Origin of the sequence: Gilliamella sp. B3023 (assembly GCF_026536845.1) — a bacterium.
In the GTDB taxonomy this organism is placed as follows: domain Bacteria; phylum Pseudomonadota; class Gammaproteobacteria; order Enterobacterales; family Orbaceae; genus Gilliamella; species Gilliamella apicola_E.
This window is the reverse complement of the sequence record NZ_JAFNNH010000017.1, coordinates 17262-35192: the sequence shown is the minus strand read 5'-3', so window position 1 is coordinate 35192 and position 17931 is coordinate 17262. Positions and strand designations below refer to the sequence as shown.

Here is a 17931-nt window from a genome sequence, read left to right as displayed (position 1 = left end):
ATTAATTATTTAATTTAGTTTTCAAAAAATCACAGATTTCAATTTGTGATTTTAATTGTCTTATTTCAGGCAGTAATACCGATGCTTCTGGATAATGCTGTTTTAAATAAGCTAACCATTGTTTAATTCGAGCAGAATGATAAAGTGGCTTTACATCGTCAATAGCCGTCATCGCATAACTAAGTAGTATTTTTATGACTTCTTGCCAGATTAATGATGAATGTTTATAACGAATTATATTAGCTAAATTAGGAATATTTAGTATCCCACGGCCAAGCATGATGTCATTTGTTTGGCTATGTTTTATGCAGTTGTAGGCATCTTCAATAGAAAAAATTTCGCCATTAGCAATAACTGGAATGGTTAGTTTTTGTTTTATCTTTCCAATTGTTGACCAATCAATTTTATCAGCTTTATATCCATCTATTTTTGTTCTACCATGAATGACAATTTCATTTGCTCCTGCATTTTCAATTGCTTTTGCAATTTCGTAACAGCGGGATTTATCTTCCCATCCTAATCGAATTTTAACTGATAATACGGGATTAGATCCTATTGCTGTTCTAACTTGATTCACAATGTTATATATTTGATTCGGATATTGTAATAAATAAGCACCGCCATGGTTGCCTACTACTGTTTTAGCCGGACAGCCAAAATTAATATCTACACCATAAGAGCCTAACTCGATAGCCTTAACGGCATTTTCAGCTACCCATTCAGGTGATTGTCCCAGTAGCTGGATACGTACAGGCGTTCCTGATATTGTTTTGCCATCATTATGAAGTTCTGGGCATAGTCGGAAGAAAGTTCGATTAGATAATTTATGGTTGGTCACTCTTACAAATTCAGTTACACAATAATCAAACTTATTAATTTCAGTTAAGATTTCTCGAACATGATAATCAAGCACTCCCTCCATTGGTGCTAAAATAATTCGATTTATTTGCATTTTATGGCCTGTGTAGTATGTTGATTTCCACATATAATACAATTACTTTGTTTAGCAAATGTAACTTGGTTAAACTCCATCGTCATGCCATCAACCATCAATACTCTCCCAACTAGAGGTTTCCCATACTTGGTAAGTACTTTGATGGACTCTAGTGCTTGAATTGAACCAAACATACCGACTAATGGCGCCATTATGCCTGCTTCAATACAAGTAAGCTGGTTTTGACCAAATAATTGACTTAAGCAATGATAACATGGTTGATCATCTTCATAATTAAATACAGTCAGTAAACCTTCCATTCGAATTGCAGCCCCTGAAACTAAAGGTTTTTTTTCTTGAAAACAGCAACGATTAATTTGTTCACGACTCGTTAAATTATCAGTGCAATCAATGACGATATCATGCTGTTTGATTACTGTCATTAATTCACTATCAACCAGCTTCTGATTAATGGTGTCAATAATCATATTTGGATTGATTTGGCTTAATTCTTGCTTAGCTATATGAACCTTATATTGATTTATGGATTTTGGCGTGTATAAAATTTGTCGATTCAAATTTGATTCGGATATGGTATCAAAATCAATTAAAGTCACTTTGCCTATGCCAGATGCAGCTAAATAGAGGGATGCAGCACAACCTAACCCGCCTAATCCAATAATTAAAACTGTACTGTTTTTTAAAACTTGCTGCTTATCAATATCAAAACCATGCAAAGCTATTTGCCTGTCATAACGAAACAATTCTTGGTCGGTAAGCGTTAACATATGAAGTTATAAAGATTGATGATGAAGTGGATAGTATAACAAAAACTTGGCACAAGATTGTGCCAAGTTTTTAACTTTATTTGTCAAAACCCGATAGGAATTTTAAATATTCTTCCTTAGACATTAACGGTTTGTAATTCGCCATTAATGTTTCGGCTGGTTTCGCATCATCATAGAGCAAGTCAATAATGGTACAAGCCATCATTTGAGCAGGGCGAATATAGGCCATATCTTCATCAAATACAGTATAGTCTTTTCCATGTAAAATACCTCTAACCGAACCAATCCAAGGGTGACTTACTGGCATAATATGAGATAGGTCGCCAGTATCTGTACTTCCAGTCATATGTGGTGCGATTGAAACGTTTTCTTCACCAATTAAATTTTCAGCATTTTGCTTTAAAAGGTCATTAAGTGTTGGGTTATTATGTAATGGTAGGTAGCCTGGTAAATCTTTAATTTCACAAGTTGCACCAACAGCCATTGCACCAGCTTTTAATGCTTGATTGATTCTTTCATTCGCATCAATCATTGCAGGAACATTACCTGCTCGTACATAGCTTTCCATTCTTACATCGCTTGGTACAACATTTACTAAGTCACCACCTTGGGTAATAATTGGATGGAAGCGAATATAATCTTTTTCTTGAAAGGTTTCGCGAATAGCATGAACACCCATCATCCCCATCATAGCTGCATTTAAAGCATTTACGCCAGCATGAGGGGCTGCTGCCGCATGAGCTGCCTCTCCCTTATACTTAATTAATTTTCCAATAAAACCATTACTTGTGGTTGAGATTTCAATAAAACCATCCTGACGTTCATTTGGGACGCTTGTTAAATGTATTTGTAATGCCATATCAACATCATCAAAATCACCTCGTGAAATCAATTCTGGTTTTCCGCCAATGTATTTGATTTTGCCTTCTTCAATTAATCGGTTTCGATAGGTAATTTCAACATATTCTTCTGCAGGGACAGCAAATGGTACCACATCACCGGCTAAAAATTGCATTGCACCTGAGTCAATTAGCCCCATAGTGACAGCCATCATATTAGCGATTTGCGCATTATGTCCACAACAGTGAGCCGCTCCTGAAGTTTCGTCTGCGGCAGGGTGGTCGGCACAAATAATTGCATCGAGCTCGCCAATAATGGCAATGCTATATTTACTTCCTTTCCCACCTTTTAATCGACCTTTAACACCAGTTAAGGCTAATTTATTTTTAAATGGAACACCTAATTTCTCTAAAGCGTCTTCTACTTTTTTAGCTGTTTTATGTTCTTTGTAACCAAGTTCTGGCTCTGACCAAATTGCTTCAGCAATCGACTTGATATCTGCTTTTCGATTTGCAATTGCATCGCAGACTTTTTTCTTTAGTTCTTCTTTAGTCATAAATAAAATCCTTATCCAAATTAGATAACGCCTTCCCAATGTAAAGTAATTTGAGCAATTAGGGCAGCAAAAATAAACGTACCAGAAAAAACAGCTAAAGATACGGGAATGATACGCCAAGATATATTTTTAAATAGCGCAAGATCTTTACCAATCGCTAATCCCGCATAAGCAAGTACTGGTGTACAAACAGCAAGTAATGAGACTTGATCTGTAATTGCAACCACTTCTTGATGATATGGGAATATCGGTGCTGATACAATAGCAGCAACAACGGATACCCATAGAATTACAGGAAGTTTATTTAATACAGGTAATTTACTTATTAATAATCCTGCAATAGATATGACAACTAACACAGCTAATGCTTGAAGCGATAGCATAAAATCAATTTTATATCCTACAGTGTTACCTGCTGCCATGATAACGGCTACTAAAATAAGTACAAAAATTGTTTCTAAAATTTTCATATTCGATTCCTTATTTATTGCGACGAAGGCGAGCTAAAGTGTTATACATGAAAGAAGCGAAAGGCAAAGAAAATAGTGTATAAATATATATGCCTACAATACCAGACATTAAGTTCGCTGTTGTTGCATAAGCATTGATATTTTCTGATAAGTCAGGATATAAATCACTTATCGGTGCCAATGAAGCAGCCATCATGCTCCCACTACCTACTCCAGCTCCCATTGCTAAAGCATAAGGGTGAAGAATATTCAATTGTGCTATTATGCTTGCAAGGATACTCATCCAAATTGCACCATAAAGAGTCCCACATACATACATAGCCATAACACCTCGTCCTTCAGGTGAATCTAGCCCATATTTATCTGCAACAATAGCTATATTAGGTTCGCGAGCAACAGAGTAGGTTGCACCAACTGCCTCTCTTTTCATACCTAATAACATAGCTAATGGTAATCCTAGTAAAATTGTTCCTGCGAAATGGCCTAATTCTTGAAAAATTAGGGCTAACTTGGCATCGTTTAAAATCATGTCAATTTTAGGACCTACAGCCACACCAAGCTTTGCAATAAGTAATATTAATGTAACCATCATCACTAAACTGGCATGCTGCATATTTTTATTAGTTAATATTTTTAGCTTTGGTAGGCTGATTACACCGCCGAAGATCATTGCATATAACATTGGATAAACGGCGATAATCCATATTGATTGTTTACCGATTAGTTCGCAAATAATTACTACTAACAGTGCAATTATATGCAATTTATAGTCTCGTAAAACTTCCATTCCTGCTCCTTATTTTAATTTTTATCTATATTTTATATTACTGTTGCCCCTAAAGTGTTTTGAAAGTGTTTTAAAGCCCATTGATGACCGATTGGATCAAAGCTAGCAACTGCATTTTGATGAATAATCAATTTGTAGCCTAAATTATAGGCATCAATCGCTGTGTGTAATATGCAAATATCTGTGCAGACACCAACTAAATGGATTTCAGTAATATGTCTTTCGCGTAAGCGTAGATCGAGATCCGTACCACAAAATGCCGAGTAGTGTCGTTTATTCATCCAATAAATATTATCTGAATTCTGATGTTTTTGATAAAGAGGATGTAAATTACCAAATAACTGTTGCCCAAAAGTTCCAATAATATTGTGAGGGGGAAAGAGTTTATTTTCTGGATGATATTTATCTGAAGGGTCATGAGAATCAATCGCAAAAACGATAAATTGATTATTTTGGATGAATGATTTAGTTAAATTTAATATTTCTGACTCAATTTGTTGCCCAGCAGAACCTGTAGTCAAAGCGCCATCGTCAGCGATGAAATCATTAGTATAGTCAATTGAAATTAAAGCTTTCATATCATATGAGTAATATCCAAATAATACTAAAGCTTAGTAATAAATATCTGATAAGACAAGCTATTAAATAAATCATTTTAAAAGCTTATCAAGATAAAACGATTTTATATTTATTATCTAATTGAATTTAAAATAGTTTGTAAAAAAATGTATAAAGTAAAATTATTATAATAAATCGAGTATAAATAAATTAAATAGTGATTATTTTCAAACATAGTCTTTATACCCTGATAAATTGCTCTATAATAATTATTATTTTTGATAACTGTACACAGGATATTTTTAATGAGAACAATTTATTGCGGACAGCTAAACGCAAGCTATATTAATCAAGAAGTCACACTATGTGGATGGGTCAATAAACGCCGAGATTTAGGTGGGATGATTTTTATTGATATGCGTGATCGTGAAGGAATTGTGCAAGTTTTTTTTGATCCTGATTATCAACAAGCATATCAATTAGCTGGCGAATTACGTAATGAATTTTGTATTCAAATTAAAGGAAAAGTAAGAGCACGACCAGAGGGCCAAATTAATAAAGATATGGTAACTGGTGAGGTTGAAATACTGGCGACTGAGCTTGTGATTTTTAATCGTAGTGATGTTTTACCGCTTGATTTCAACCAAAATAATAGTGAAGAACAGCGTTTAAAATACCGCTATATAGATTTACGCCGTCCAGAAATGGCGACTATATTTAAAACTCGCGCAAAAATTACGGCATTTGTCCGTTCATTTATGAATGAGCATGGTTTTTTAGATATCGAAACACCAATGTTAACCAAAGCAACACCAGAAGGTGCTCGAGATTATCTTGTTCCAAGTCGAGTTCATAATGGTGAGTTTTATGCGCTTCCTCAATCTCCACAACTGTTTAAACAGTTACTGATGATGTCTGGATTTGATCGTTATTATCAAATTGTTAAATGTTTTCGTGATGAAGATTTACGAGCCGATCGCCAACCAGAATTTACACAAATAGATGTTGAAACCTCGTTTATGACAGCTGAACAAGTGCGCGAAATCATGGAAAAAATGATACGTGAACTTTGGTTGCATGTTAAAAATGTTGATTTAGGCAAATTCCCAATTATGACTTTTGCTGAGGCAATGCGTCGTTATGGGAGTGATAAACCTGATTTACGTAATCCGCTTGAAATTATTGATGTGGCGGATTTGGTTAAAGATATCGATTTTAAAGTATTTTCAACACCAGCAAATGATCCTAAAGGAAGAGTGGCTTTATTATGCGTTCCAAATGGAGCCGAACTAACACGTAAACAATTAGATGATTATACGCAATTTATCTCAGTTTATGGTGCTAAAGGTATGGCTTGGATCAAAGTTAATGATCGTAGTAAAGGCCTTGAAGGTGTGCAAAGCCCAGTAGCTAAATTTTTTAATGAACCTCAAATGGAAGCATTACTTAATCGTGCCAATGCTAAAGATGGTGATATTTTATTATTTGGTGCGGATAGTTATAAAGTAGTGAGTGATGCATTAGGTGCATTGCGTTTGAAAGTTGGTAAAGATTTAGGTATTACCGATGAGAGTAAGTGGGCGGTACTTTGGGTTGTTGATTTCCCTATGTTTGAGGAAACTGACGAAGGCTTAAGTGCAATGCATCATCCATTTACATCACCAAAAGATTTTACCCCAGAGCAATTAATTAGCAATCCTGAAAATGCAGTAGCTAATGCATATGATATGGTAATCAATGGTTATGAAGTTGGCGGTGGTTCTGTACGTATTCATCGCAGTGAAATGCAGCAGGCTGTCTTTTCTATTTTAGGAATTGATGAACATGATCAGCGTGAAAAGTTCGGCTTTTTACTTGATGCATTAAAATATGGTACGCCACCTCATGCGGGTTTAGCATTTGGCCTAGATAGATTAACTATGCTGTTAACTGGAACAGATAATATTCGAGATGTTATTGCCTTCCCGAAAACGACTGCAGCAACATGTTTATTAACTGATGCGCCTAGTCCTGCAAATCCTACAGCTTTAATGGAATTAGGTATAGAAGTGAGCAAAAAATAGCGATATTTATATGCAAAAATATAAGAACCCTGAGTCAGTATTAGTTGTTATTTATTGTAAACGGACTTTGCGTGTTCTTATGTTGCAACGTAAGGATGATCCTAATTTTTGGCAATCAGTTACAGGTAGTATGGAAGATAATGAATTACCTAGAGATACGGCAATTCGTGAAGTTTTTGAAGAAACCGGTATAGATATTAGCGAAGAAAATCTTAAATTAATTGATGCAAAACATACGGTTGAGTTTGAAATTTTTCCACAGTTTAGATATCGGTACGCACCAGAAGTAAAGATAAATAAAGAACATTGGTTTTATTTAGCTCTTAATGATGAAATAACGCCATTGCTTACTGAACATTTATCTTATCAATGGTTAACTATAAATAGTGCAGCCAATCTTACTATATCGCCAAATAATTGTGAGGCTATTAGTAAAATTGGCTCAATTGATAAAAATTAATACAAGAGATCCAAAATGAAACTTAGCCATTATGTTATTTCGTTATTCAGCTTGTTTTTTGTAATATCTATCAGTCATGCAGAAATGAATATAAAAAAATGCAAAGTAACTAAAGAAGAAGCTTTAATTTTTGATGAATATGATTCACAAATTGCTGAAAAAATTATTGATTACAAGTTACATAATCAACCTGAAAAAAGAGAAAATAGCATTATTAAAATTTTTACAAATGAAAATAGTGAAGATCGTAATTATTGGTTAGCATCGATACAAACTGATGATAAATCAGAATCTTATCTATTTTATCAAGTTGATAAAAACGAAATTATTGAAGTTGACCAAAAACAATTTGAAGCATTATTACCTAAAATCGTTGAATGTAATCAAACAAAACAACTTCCCATATATAGTGAGAACTTTGATGAAGATTAGTTAATCTTCATCAATTAGTATTTCAATAGCGAGAGTTAAAAGGAGTAATAATGTCGTTGTCTAATTTTCGTGATTTTTTAGATTACCTTGAGCAGCAAGGTGAATTAAAACGCATTACTTATCCAATTAACCCTCATCTTGAAATGACCGAAATTGCTGATAGAGTTTTACGCTCTCAGGGACCAGCTCTATTATTTGAAAACCCAATTGGTTATGACATTCCTGTACTTTGCAATCTTTTTGGAACAGCTAAACGAGTTGCTATGGGGATGGGGCGAGAAAAGACTACAGAATTAAGAGAAATTGGTGAATTATTAGCTTTTTTGCGAGAACCAGAGCCACCCAAAGGTATTCGACAATTTTTTAATATATTACCTAAATATAAACAAGTTCTAAATATGCCGGTAAAACGGCGTTCCTCAGCGCCTTGTCAGGAATTAATATTTAAAAATGATGAGGTCGATTTAACCCAATTGCCTATTATGCATTGTTGGCCAGATGATGTAGCTCCACTTGTAACTTGGGGACTAACTATAACTAAAGGACCACATAAAGATCGTCAAAATGTAGGTGTTTACCGATTACAGCTACTAGGTAAAAATAAATTAATCATGCGTTGGTTGTCCCATCGAGGTGGGGCACTTGATTTTGCTGAATGGCAACAATCTTATCCAAATGAAAAATTTCCTATTAGTGTAGCTATTGGGGCTGATCCTGCAACAATATTAAGTGCAGTAACACCAGTACCTGATACCTTATCTGAATATGCTTTTGCTGGATTATTGCGTAATAGCCGAACAGAAGTGGTCAAATCATTATCAAATGAGTTAGACGTTCCTGCAACCGCCGAAATTATTTTAGAAGGTTATATTGATCCCCATGAGCAAGCTGTTGAAGGGCCTTATGGTGACCATACTGGTTATTACAATGAAGTAGAAAAATTTGCTGTCTTTACAGTTACACATTTAACCAGACGTAAAGATGCAATTTATCATTCTACATATACAGGTAGACCTCCAGATGAGCCGGCTGTAATGGGATTAGCATTAAATGAAGTATTTATCCCGATATTACAGAAACAATTTCCTGAAATTGTTGATTTTTATCTACCTCCTGAAGGTTGCTCTTATCGTATTGCCATTGTGACAATCAAAAAACAATACCCGGGACATGCTAAAAGAGTGATGATGGGGGTATGGTCTTATTTAAGACAATTTATGTATACTAAATTTATTATTGTTTGTGATGACGATATTAATGCTAGAGATTGGAAAGATGTTATGTGGGCTATTTCGACAAGAATGGATCCACATCGAGATACAACATTTGTTGATAATACGCCAATTGATTACCTGGATTTTGCTTCACCTATTTCCGGTTTAGGCTCTAAAATGGGACTTGATGCAACTAACAAGTGGCCGGGTGAAACTAATCGTGAGTGGGGTAAAATTATTACTAAAGATGCTAAAGTAGTCGCTCATATTGATGAAATTTGGGACGAACTTGGATTGTGATAGCTTTTGTTAAATAATTAATTATATTTTTTTATAATGAGTCCGATTAAGCGATTTAATAATATTTACAATATTAGAATAACTTTAACTTTCAATTAAATAATAAAAAAAAGTATATTTAAAAAAACAAAACTATTCCCCTTTTAATCAATTATGTATAATTATTGCTAATATTATGACATTTAAAAAATTATGAAAAAACTTCAAATTATATTGGCTTTGGTGTTATCTATCTCTTGTGGAGCAGTTGCAAGCGAAGCTAAAACACAATCGGATACTGAGTTAAAAGTAAGTGACCCTAGTTCATTAATTCCTTCGTTGCTAATTGCTGCTGAAAAGGGTGATATGCAATCACAATATATGCTAGGAACAATTTATAAGCAGGGTTTAGGGGTTGAGGTTAATGATCTAAAGGCTTTTTTCTGGTTTAAGAAAGCCGCTGATCAAGGTTTAGCTAAAGCTCAAAATAATTTAGCTTATATGTACCAAAATGGTTTAGGGACTAAAGCTAATTTATCTGAGGCATTCAAATTGTTTAAATTGGCTGCCGATCAAAATTATGCTTTAGCTAAATATAATTTAGCTTTGATGTATAAAAATGGTGAAGGCGTAGAAAAAAAAACGTCTACCGCAATTGATTATTTTACCCAAGCTGGCGATCAAGGTATTTATGATGCTTATTTAAATTTAGGCATTATGTACTTTGCGGGTGATGGCGTTGATAAAGATCGCCTGGTAGCGGCTGATTGGTTTAGTAAAGCCGCAAAAGATAACAATCCAGAAGCACACTACTATTTAGGATTAATGTCCCAAACTGGTGACGGTTTAACTCAGGATAATGTTGCTGCCCTTTATTTTTATACTCAAGCTGCCGAACGCGGTTATGTACTAGCAATGTACAATTTAGGCATTATGTATGCAACCGGAACAGGAACAAGACCAGATAACACTCAAGCCGCATATTGGTTTACTCAAGCTGCTGAAGGTGGTAACGCTGATGCACAATATAATATAGCGGTTATGTATGATGTTGGCGGGGGGGTTCCTAAAGATGAACAAAAAGCAATAGATTGGTATACCAAAGCAGCCAAGCAAGGAAGTGTTGATGCGCAATATAATTTAGGTATTAAATATCTAGAAGGTGAAGGCGTTAAACAAAATAATAACCTAGCAGTTTATTGGTTTACTAAAGCTAGTGAGCAAGGGGATACCGACGCTAAGGCTTATTTAGAAGAGATAGCTAAAAAAAATAAAAAGGGCGAATAAGCCCTTTTTTCTTATCCTGAATTTCGCATTCCTGCCGCAATACCAGAAATGGTAATCATTAATCCCTGTTCAACTATAGTATTTTCGTTATCATTTTTACGAGAACGACTTAATAATTCTGCTTGTAATAAATTAAGTGGTTCAATATATGTATTACGTAATGCAACAGACTCCGCAATCCAAGGTAAGTCTGCCATCAAGCTAATATCATCAGTAATCGTTAATACGGTATTAATATCTTCGGTTAATAAATTTCTTAACTCCTCTCCTAATGGCCATAATGTAGGAGAAACTAGCCTTTGTTCATAGTACTCATGAATATTCGGCGCCGCTTTAGCGTAAACCATTTCCAACATACCTAATCGGGCATTAAAAAATGGCCAATTATGATACATATCTTTAAGTTGTTCTTTTTTGCCCTCATTGATAACTTGCCTAAGTGCGCTTCCTGCACCTAGCCATGATGGAACCATTAGGCGATTTTGAGTCCAAGCAAAAATCCACGGAATTGCTCGTAAACTTTCTATTCCTCCACCGGTACGTCGTTTTTGTGGTCGAGAGCCTAGAGGTAATCTTCCAAGTTCGGTTTCTGGTGTAACTGATCTAAAATAATCAACAAATTCAGCTTTTTCTCTTATGTAGCTACGATAACATTGGCATGAATAATCAGACATTTCGTCCATAATATCACGCCAGACTTGCTTCGGTTCAGGAGGTGGTAATAAATTAGCTTGTAAAATAGCTGATGCATAAAGCATTAAGCTACTAAGTGCAACTTCAGGTAAACCAAGTTTGAACCGAATCATCTCTCCTTGTTCTGTAACACGTAAGCCACCTTTTAATGATCCTGGTGGTTGTGACAGTAAAGCTGCATGAGCAGGAGCGCCTCCCCGTCCGATTGAACCTCCACGACCATGAAATAACACCAAGTTAACATTATATTGTTCAAATAAATTAACTAATTCTTCTTGTGAACGATACTGTGCCCATGATGCTGCGAGAGTTCCTGCATCTTTTGCTGAATCAGAATAGCCAATCATAACCATCTGCTTGCCATTGATTTTTTCACGATACCAAGGAATATCTAAAAGCTTTTGCATAACAGATTTTGCATTATTTAAATCTTCTAAGGTTTCAAACAAAGGCGCAACAGGAATATTTTTTTGGCAATCAACAATTTTTAAAAGTAAGTAAACAGCTAGGACATCAGAAGGTGCTTTTGCCATCGAAATGACATAAGACGCAATCGATTCTTCACCTGCTTTTTTGATAACACGGCAAGTGTCTAATACTTCTTTAACCATTTCATCTGGTTGCCAATTATAGGGTAGTAATGGTCGATTAGATTGTAATTCGGTTAATAAAAATTCTTGTTTTTCTTCTTCTGACCATGAAGCATAGCTGCCTAAGTTTAACTCTTTAGTTAAGGCGTCTAACGCTTCAGTATGCACTGAACTATCTTGACGTATATCTAATCTAACTAATTGCAATCCAAAACTTTTAATACGTCTTAATGTATCTAATAGTGGGCCATGAGCAATAGTTGACATTCCGTTTTCAATTAATGATTCATAACATGTATAAAGTGGTGTCCATAATTGTTCATTCTTTATTAAAAGATCATTAGGTGCTAAAACTTGTTCATTATTTAATAATGCAACTATGTAGCTATGGGTTTTAGTTAAACGTGAACGTAACTGTTTCATTACAGCCCGATAAGGCTCTGATGCTGTTTTATTTTGTTCATCTAATAAGTCAATGACTGATTGGCTACATTCAGTCATTGATAATTCACGAACTAAAATTTGAATATCAGCTAAAAATAGTTCAATTGCTTTTAATCTAGCTTGCAACATCACCCTTCCTGTAACTTTAGCTGTTACATTTGGGTTGCCGTCTCGATCTCCCCCCATCCAAGAGGTAAATTTCACTGGAACATGTTCAACAGATAGTTCAGCATTGAATGCATCAACTAATTGGTCATTAAACTCACGTAAGAATAACGGGACACCTTCCCATAAACTATCTTCAATTACAGAGAATCCCCATTTAGCTTCATCAAGAGGAGTAGGGCGTTTTTTACGAATTTCGTCGGTGTACCATGCTTGGCAAACAAGTTGTTTAAGGCGACGCATGATACGTTCTCTTTCATAATCCGCTAAATCGTTATGATCAAGTTGTGACAAACAATTATTAATAGCGGTATAAGTATTAATCATTGTTCGGCGATTGATTTCAGTTGGATGTGCAGTAAGCACTAACTCAATAGATAAATTATCAATAGCTTGTTCAATTGTTTTAGGCGCGAAATTTAAATTTTTAAGTGTTTTAAATAATTCGGTCATTTTTTTAGGGCTGCTCGATGCTTCCCCATGTGGTGAAATTCCATAATACTCAGCAGCAGTATTAACTAAGTTTAAAAATTGATTAAACGCACGTGCAACATGGAGTAAATCTTGATCATTAAGATTTTCAATCAATTTTAGTAATTCATTATGTGCTTGTTTGTTACCTTGTTGAGCTGATTTTGATAACTGCCTTATTTTTTCGACCAAATCGAAAGTTTCATTCCCTGTTGCTCGTTTAATTGCATCGCCCAATAATGTACCTAACATATTGACGTTGCTTCGCATTGATGAGTATTGGCTATTCATTCTATTCTCTACTTTGTTTATATTTTGCCTAAGAGCCTTTAAGCTGTATGACCAAAAATTAAAGAAAAAGGTATAAATATAAGTTAATTGCTCAGGATATATACTTTATAACAATGTTGTATTGAATTTAAATAATAAAATCTTATAGTTTTTATTATTTCCATCGTTTTTATTATATTTGGTAAAAATAACATTCTGTTGACTATATAAAGATAATAAATTATTTAGAAAGAATTTTTTGTATTAACGAAACGTTAGTAAACTGTATATTGTCGTCGATTGGGTATATACTAATATCATTATGAATAAGTATTGGATTATCTAATGATCGTTGTTTTTTATATTGCATCGATAATAGCTATTATTGCTAGTTTAAAAGTGATTTTTTGTAGAAGGGTAGAGAAGGCAATTTTATATCTCGCTATTTCACTTTTTGCATCAGCATTAATATTTATTCTGTTACAAACATATATTTCAGCTGCTTTATATATCCTCTTTTTTATTTGCGGTGGCATAATCCTTTTTTGGGGTGTTTCTTTAAAGCTTAAAATTCGTAATGATAATGTTGAAAATAATAAACATGGCATAAGTCCTAAGATTTGGTTGGGGCCATTAGTTTTGGCATTCATATTGTTAGTTATTCTTATATATGGTGTAGTAAGCACTGACTATTCACAACTTAAAGAAACACATGAATTAATGCATCAAATGTCTATCTATGCTTATATTTTGATGACGGAATTAGCTGCATTTTTGTTATTAGGTGCAGTAGTTATATCTTATCATTTTATGCATCGAATGTTTTCGGAGAAATAACGTGATACCACTTATGCATGGGCTAATTTTTGCTTCTATCTTGTTTGTAATCGGGCTGTTAGGTGTAATGATTAGACGAAATCTCTATTTTTTATTATTAAGCCTTATTATCATGAATAATGGAGCAATAGCAGCTTTGTTTGTCGCGAGTAGTTATTGGCAGCAATCAGATGGTGGCGTTTTAGCTATCTTAGCTGTAATTACTGTCTTAACTCAAATATGTGTCGGGCTTGCTTTACTTGTTAAATTAATTTATCGACGTAAAAACTTTAATATTGATTCATTGAGCGAAATGAAAGGATGAATTTACTTTATTTAACTATCATTGTTCCATTACTATCTTTTCTAATACAGGTTTGTTTTGGGCGACAAATACAATCCATTAATGTTAAGTTAATCGGAATTAGTACTATATTTATTGTTGGTTTAATAACAATATTTTCATGTATTGATTTTTCTACCAATACCGTCCCAGATATGACACTCGTTTATACAAGAAATCTATGGACTTGGTTTTCTGTCGGTGATTTTGAAGTTCCGATTTCCTTAACTTTGGATGGGTTATCGCTAACTTTTTTAGTGCTAATTTCTTTCTTTGGTTTATTGATCTCTATCTTTGCTGCCTGTTATCTAAAATCACGAGAAGATATTTATACTTTCTATGCATATAGTAATTTACTCATAACTAGCATGTTAACAGTTGTGCTTGTTGATAATTTGTTTGTGATGCTACTCGGTTGGGAAGGTGTGAGTATAAGCACTTACTTACTTATTGGTATTTATTACAAACAGGCTCGTAATGGTTATGCTGCAGTTAAAGCTTTTGTTATGATGCATTTAACCGACATATTTCTAATTATTGGTATATTTTTACTTTATCAAACAGTAGAAACATTAAAAATCAGCGAGATTTTATTTAAAGCACATAACGATTTAGCTATCGATTCAGATATTATCTTTTGGATCACCATTATGTTGTTCCTTGGCGCTATGAGTAAATCGGCTCTTTTTCCAATGCATACATGGTTCACAGAAACCACATTAGCACCAATGCCAGCTGTTGCTCTATTACAGTCTTCAACTGTCATATTGGCCGGAGTTTATCTTGTTTTAAGATTAAGCAATTTGTTTATGATGTCTAGTGATACACTTTATATAATGCTTTTATTTGCATCTTTAACTATTATATTTGCTAGTAGTATTGCTTTGGTTCAAAATGATATAAAACGAATTATAACCTATATTAATTTAGCTCAAATTAGTTACCTATTTTTTGCCTTTTCAACTCAAAGTTGGAATTTATCATTAAATTGTTTGATAAATTATTCTGTAACCAGTACATTATTAATACTAGCTTCAGCAATTTTATTAAAACAATGCCAAGGTGAAAGAGACATTAGCAAAATTGGTGGTTTATTAAAATCTAACCCAATATTATATGCTATTTTTCTAATTATAATGCTTTCACTTAGTGCATTCCCTTATATTTCTGCATCTTTTTATATTAAAGGCGATATTATTTGGAGATTAATGGCACAAGATAGCTTGATGGCTGGCACCATAGGTTTATTAGGTGTTTTATTATCAAGTTTGGGCATTTGGCGCATAATCTTTTTAGTTTTCCATCATACCCATAAAATCGATCATATTATAAAAATTAAAACGATAAATTATTTTCCAATTTTTATATTGTTAATATTTACTACTGCATTATTTATTTATTTCCCATTGCCGATACAAGGAATAATTCCAATAGCCCATCTTGATACTCAGGAACAGTTACCATTTCGGATATTATTAAGTGCAGTGACTATATTGAGTTTAGTTATTGCTTATATTCTTTATGGGCATCTTAATAGTGAGGTTCATGAAATACTTAATACTCCGATGGTCAAATTTTTAGGAAGATTATGTAAAAGCAATTGGCGATTTGATTTTGTCTTGAACAATATCTTCGTAAAACCTTATATCTATTTAGCGGATTTCCTGAAAAAAGATCCGTTAGCGATATGGGACAACTGGATAATGTGGGGAATTAAAAAAATAAACTCATATATTGTTAGCCTAGAAAATGGACAGATACGATGGTATATGGTTTCAATGGTCATAGGTAGCATTATTATATTAATGTTATTGATTTTTATTTAATAAAGGTGTGAACTTTCATGTTGTTATGGCTTGTCTTCTTACCTGTAATTGGCGGATTCATTGGTTGGTTATGTCAAGTATTCTTACAAAGAATCGTAGTATCAACTGATGTACAATTGCGTTGGCAACGTTTACCAATTATGGTTGCTTTCACGACTATATTAATCACATTAATATTAGCCATAATTTTATGGGCGAATGCAATAAATGTAGAACCAGATACAAGTTGGAGTAAAGAGGTTAATTATGACTGGATCCCATTACTTGGTATCCATTTTCATCTTCTATTGGATGGTTTATCGTTGGTAGTAATTACTTCGACACTTTTCATTGTACTACTAGTTATTATTTATTCTAGCAAAGAAAACCTAAATAACCTTGGGTTGTTTTACTTATGTGTATTATTTATGACATCAGCCATTATGATGTTATTTGTCATTACTGATCTGTTTTTGATGTTTTTCTTCTGGGAAGCGGTAGCTATTCCGATTTATTTCTTAATTTCATTGTGGGGAAGGAGAGATTTAAATTCACAACGCTTCAATGGTGCTAATAAATTTTTAATCTACACACAAATAAGTAGTTTATTAATGCTAATATCTATTGTTTCATTAGCACTAATTAATTGGAATTTAACCGGTCAATGGACTTTTGACTATCAAATTTTAACTAAAACACCAATTTCAAGTAATACTGAATTTTTATTAATGTTAGGATTTCTAGCAGCTTTCCTTATACGCATTCCTTTAGTTCCTTTTCACAATTGGTTTATTGAAGCACATATTGAATCTTCAACAAGTGGTTCAATGATGATAAGTGGTTTATTACTTAATACGGCAACATTTGGTTTATTACGTTTTGTAATCCCCCTTTTTCCAAACGCGTCTTTGGCCATTATGCCTGTTATTTCAATACTAGCTATGTTTACTGTTTTTTATGCTGCTTTACTAGCATTTAACCAAACAGATATAAAAAAATTAATTGCTTATATCCATATCGCGTTAATGGGATTTGTTACTACAATTATTTATAGTGGATCTGTAATAGCATTTCAAGGCGTTGTTATTCAAATGATAGCCATAAATCTAGCTATCGTTGGCATGTTTATGATTAGCGGATTATTGGCTGAATGCTATTTAACTCGGAATATAAACCAATTTATTGGATTAAAAGAGCAAGTGAGATATCTGTCCTCTTTTACTTTATTTTTTATGTTAGCTGTATTAGGCATACCAGGTACAGCTAATTTTGTTGGTAATTATATGATGTTATTAGGTAGTTATACCTCTTATTCATATTATACAATTTTGTTGGTAATTGGGTTGCTGTTACTGTCAATTTCCTTAATTATTCGTATGCAACCTATTTTTTATGGAGTAGTTGATAAAGTAGATGTAACCAAACACTTTTTAAGTAAAAAAGATATTTTATTATTATCTAGTGTGTTGATTGTTCTAATTTTTATCGGGTTGTACCCTAAGATAGTGTTAGATATATCTTATTCTACTGTCAACCAAACACAGCAGTATATAACAGCAGAACGAGTGGGAGAGTAAAAATTTATGATAGCTTTATTGCCAATATTCATATTGAGCTTTGCCATAATTGTTTTGCTCATAGCGCTTTTTGTTTTTAAAGTAGGAAC

General features: G+C 33.6%; 16 protein-coding genes. 9 read left to right on the top strand and 7 right to left on the bottom strand.

Going from position 1 to position 17931, the window contains the following annotated elements:
* Window position 1: 1 nt before the first annotated feature.
* From dusC to J3U16_RS09745, 6 genes are all read right to left on the bottom strand, one after another.
* A complete protein-coding gene (dusC, locus tag J3U16_RS09770) occupies window positions 2-985 on the bottom strand; it encodes a tRNA dihydrouridine(16) synthase DusC (RefSeq protein WP_267342970.1) in 984 nt (327 codons plus the stop codon).
* Window positions 943-1722 (bottom strand): molybdopterin-synthase adenylyltransferase MoeB, encoded by a 780-nt coding sequence (locus J3U16_RS09765; RefSeq protein ID WP_065735168.1) that lies wholly within the window; start codon window positions 1720-1722, stop codon window positions 943-945. Before J3U16_RS09765 ends, dusC begins: the two co-directional genes overlap by 43 nt.
* A 76-nt stretch (window positions 1723-1798) precedes the next feature.
* Complete coding sequence (locus J3U16_RS09760) at window positions 1799-3118, bottom strand: amidohydrolase (RefSeq protein WP_065562435.1); 1320 nt, start codon at window positions 3116-3118, stop codon at window positions 1799-1801.
* Window positions 3119-3138: 20 nt separating this feature from the next.
* On the bottom strand, window positions 3139-3588 hold the full coding sequence (locus tag J3U16_RS09755; RefSeq protein ID WP_065562434.1) for a hypothetical protein: 450 nt from the start codon (window positions 3586-3588) through the stop codon (window positions 3139-3141).
* 10 nt (window positions 3589-3598) lie between these two features.
* Complete coding sequence (locus J3U16_RS09750; RefSeq protein WP_065562433.1) at window positions 3599-4375, bottom strand: DUF3100 domain-containing protein; 777 nt, start codon at window positions 4373-4375, stop codon at window positions 3599-3601.
* 32 nt (window positions 4376-4407) lie between these two features.
* Entirely contained in the window at window positions 4408-4953 is a 546-nt protein-coding gene (locus tag J3U16_RS09745) for a cysteine hydrolase family protein (protein WP_267329996.1), read from the bottom strand.
* A 285-nt stretch (window positions 4954-5238) separates the two neighbouring features.
* Here J3U16_RS09745 and aspS point away from each other — a divergent pair, with 285 nt between their 5' ends.
* The 5 genes from aspS to J3U16_RS09720 all read left to right on the top strand — a co-directional run bounded on the left by aspS (window position 5239) and on the right by J3U16_RS09720 (window position 10668).
* Window positions 5239-6996, top strand: a complete 1758-nt coding sequence (aspS, locus tag J3U16_RS09740; RefSeq protein WP_065735170.1) for an aspartate--tRNA ligase — start codon at window positions 5239-5241, stop codon at window positions 6994-6996.
* Window positions 6997-7006: 10 nt separating this feature from the next.
* Window positions 7007-7456, top strand: coding sequence for a dihydroneopterin triphosphate diphosphatase (gene nudB / locus J3U16_RS09735; protein ID WP_267329998.1), 450 nt, complete (start codon window positions 7007-7009; stop codon window positions 7454-7456).
* A 15-nt stretch (window positions 7457-7471) separates the two neighbouring features.
* The gene (locus J3U16_RS09730) at window positions 7472-7888 is read left to right on the top strand and encodes a hypothetical protein (RefSeq protein WP_267329999.1); all 417 of its coding nucleotides are present in this window, start codon (window positions 7472-7474) and stop codon (window positions 7886-7888) included.
* A 50-nt stretch (window positions 7889-7938) separates the two neighbouring features.
* Complete coding sequence (gene ubiD, locus J3U16_RS09725) at window positions 7939-9402, top strand: 4-hydroxy-3-polyprenylbenzoate decarboxylase (protein ID WP_065735173.1); 1464 nt, start codon at window positions 7939-7941, stop codon at window positions 9400-9402.
* A 192-nt stretch (window positions 9403-9594) separates the two neighbouring features.
* Complete coding sequence (locus J3U16_RS09720) at window positions 9595-10668, top strand: tetratricopeptide repeat protein (protein WP_267330000.1); 1074 nt, start codon at window positions 9595-9597, stop codon at window positions 10666-10668.
* A gap of 11 nt (window positions 10669-10679) precedes the next feature.
* Here the strand turns inward: J3U16_RS09720 and ppc are convergent, their stop codons facing one another.
* Window positions 10680-13322 carry a phosphoenolpyruvate carboxylase gene (gene ppc, locus J3U16_RS09715; RefSeq protein ID WP_065562426.1) on the bottom strand — a complete coding sequence of 881 codons (2643 nt, stop codon included), beginning with the start codon at window positions 13320-13322 and terminating at the stop codon, window positions 10680-10682.
* A 324-nt stretch (window positions 13323-13646) separates the two neighbouring features.
* On the opposite strand from ppc, the gene J3U16_RS09710 reads away from it, so the two are divergent.
* From J3U16_RS09710 to J3U16_RS09695, 4 genes are read left to right on the top strand one after another with little or no spacing between them, the layout of a single operon-like run.
* On the top strand, window positions 13647-14138 hold the full coding sequence (locus tag J3U16_RS09710) for an NADH-quinone oxidoreductase subunit J (RefSeq protein ID WP_065562425.1): 492 nt from the start codon (window positions 13647-13649) through the stop codon (window positions 14136-14138).
* 1 nt (window position 14139) lies between these two features.
* Window positions 14140-14442, top strand: a complete 303-nt coding sequence (nuoK, locus tag J3U16_RS09705; protein ID WP_065562424.1) for an NADH-quinone oxidoreductase subunit NuoK — start codon at window positions 14140-14142, stop codon at window positions 14440-14442.
* The gene (locus J3U16_RS09700) at window positions 14439-16286 is read left to right on the top strand and encodes an NADH-quinone oxidoreductase subunit L (protein WP_267342968.1); all 1848 of its coding nucleotides are present in this window, start codon (window positions 14439-14441) and stop codon (window positions 16284-16286) included. Before nuoK ends, J3U16_RS09700 begins: the two co-directional genes overlap by 4 nt.
* A 17-nt stretch (window positions 16287-16303) precedes the next feature.
* A complete protein-coding gene (locus J3U16_RS09695) occupies window positions 16304-17842 on the top strand; it encodes a complex I subunit 4 family protein (RefSeq protein WP_065735177.1) in 1539 nt (512 codons plus the stop codon).
* Window positions 17843-17931: the final 89 nt, after the last annotated feature.

Excerpts from the sequence above, each read along its gene's own strand:
- J3U16_RS09750 (WP_065562433.1), bottom strand. The coding sequence starts at position 4,375 with ATGGAAGTTTTACGAGACTATAAATTGCATATAATTGCACTGTTAGTA.
- nudB (WP_267329998.1), top strand. The coding sequence starts at position 7,007 with ATGCAAAAATATAAGAACCCTGAGTCAGTATTAGTTGTTATTTATTGT.
- ppc (WP_065562426.1), bottom strand. The coding sequence starts at position 13,322 with ATGAATAGCCAATACTCATCAATGCGAAGCAACGTCAATATGTTAGGT.
- J3U16_RS09720 (WP_267330000.1), top strand. The coding sequence starts at position 9,595 with ATGAAAAAACTTCAAATTATATTGGCTTTGGTGTTATCTATCTCTTGT.
- J3U16_RS09755 (WP_065562434.1), bottom strand. The coding sequence starts at position 3,588 with ATGAAAATTTTAGAAACAATTTTTGTACTTATTTTAGTAGCCGTTATC.
- J3U16_RS09710 (WP_065562425.1), top strand. The coding sequence starts at position 13,647 with ATGATCGTTGTTTTTTATATTGCATCGATAATAGCTATTATTGCTAGT.
- J3U16_RS09695 (WP_065735177.1), top strand. The coding sequence starts at position 16,304 with ATGTTGTTATGGCTTGTCTTCTTACCTGTAATTGGCGGATTCATTGGT.
- J3U16_RS09700 (WP_267342968.1), top strand. The coding sequence starts at position 14,439 with ATGAATTTACTTTATTTAACTATCATTGTTCCATTACTATCTTTTCTA.
- J3U16_RS09730 (WP_267329999.1), top strand. The coding sequence starts at position 7,472 with ATGAAACTTAGCCATTATGTTATTTCGTTATTCAGCTTGTTTTTTGTA.
- ubiD (WP_065735173.1), top strand. The coding sequence starts at position 7,939 with ATGTCGTTGTCTAATTTTCGTGATTTTTTAGATTACCTTGAGCAGCAA.
- J3U16_RS09745 (WP_267329996.1), bottom strand. The coding sequence starts at position 4,953 with ATGAAAGCTTTAATTTCAATTGACTATACTAATGATTTCATCGCTGAC.
- J3U16_RS09765 (WP_065735168.1), bottom strand. The coding sequence starts at position 1,722 with ATGTTAACGCTTACCGACCAAGAATTGTTTCGTTATGACAGGCAAATA.
- aspS (WP_065735170.1), top strand. The coding sequence starts at position 5,239 with ATGAGAACAATTTATTGCGGACAGCTAAACGCAAGCTATATTAATCAA.
- J3U16_RS09760 (WP_065562435.1), bottom strand. The coding sequence starts at position 3,118 with ATGACTAAAGAAGAACTAAAGAAAAAAGTCTGCGATGCAATTGCAAAT.
- dusC (WP_267342970.1), bottom strand. The coding sequence starts at position 985 with ATGTGGAAATCAACATACTACACAGGCCATAAAATGCAAATAAATCGA.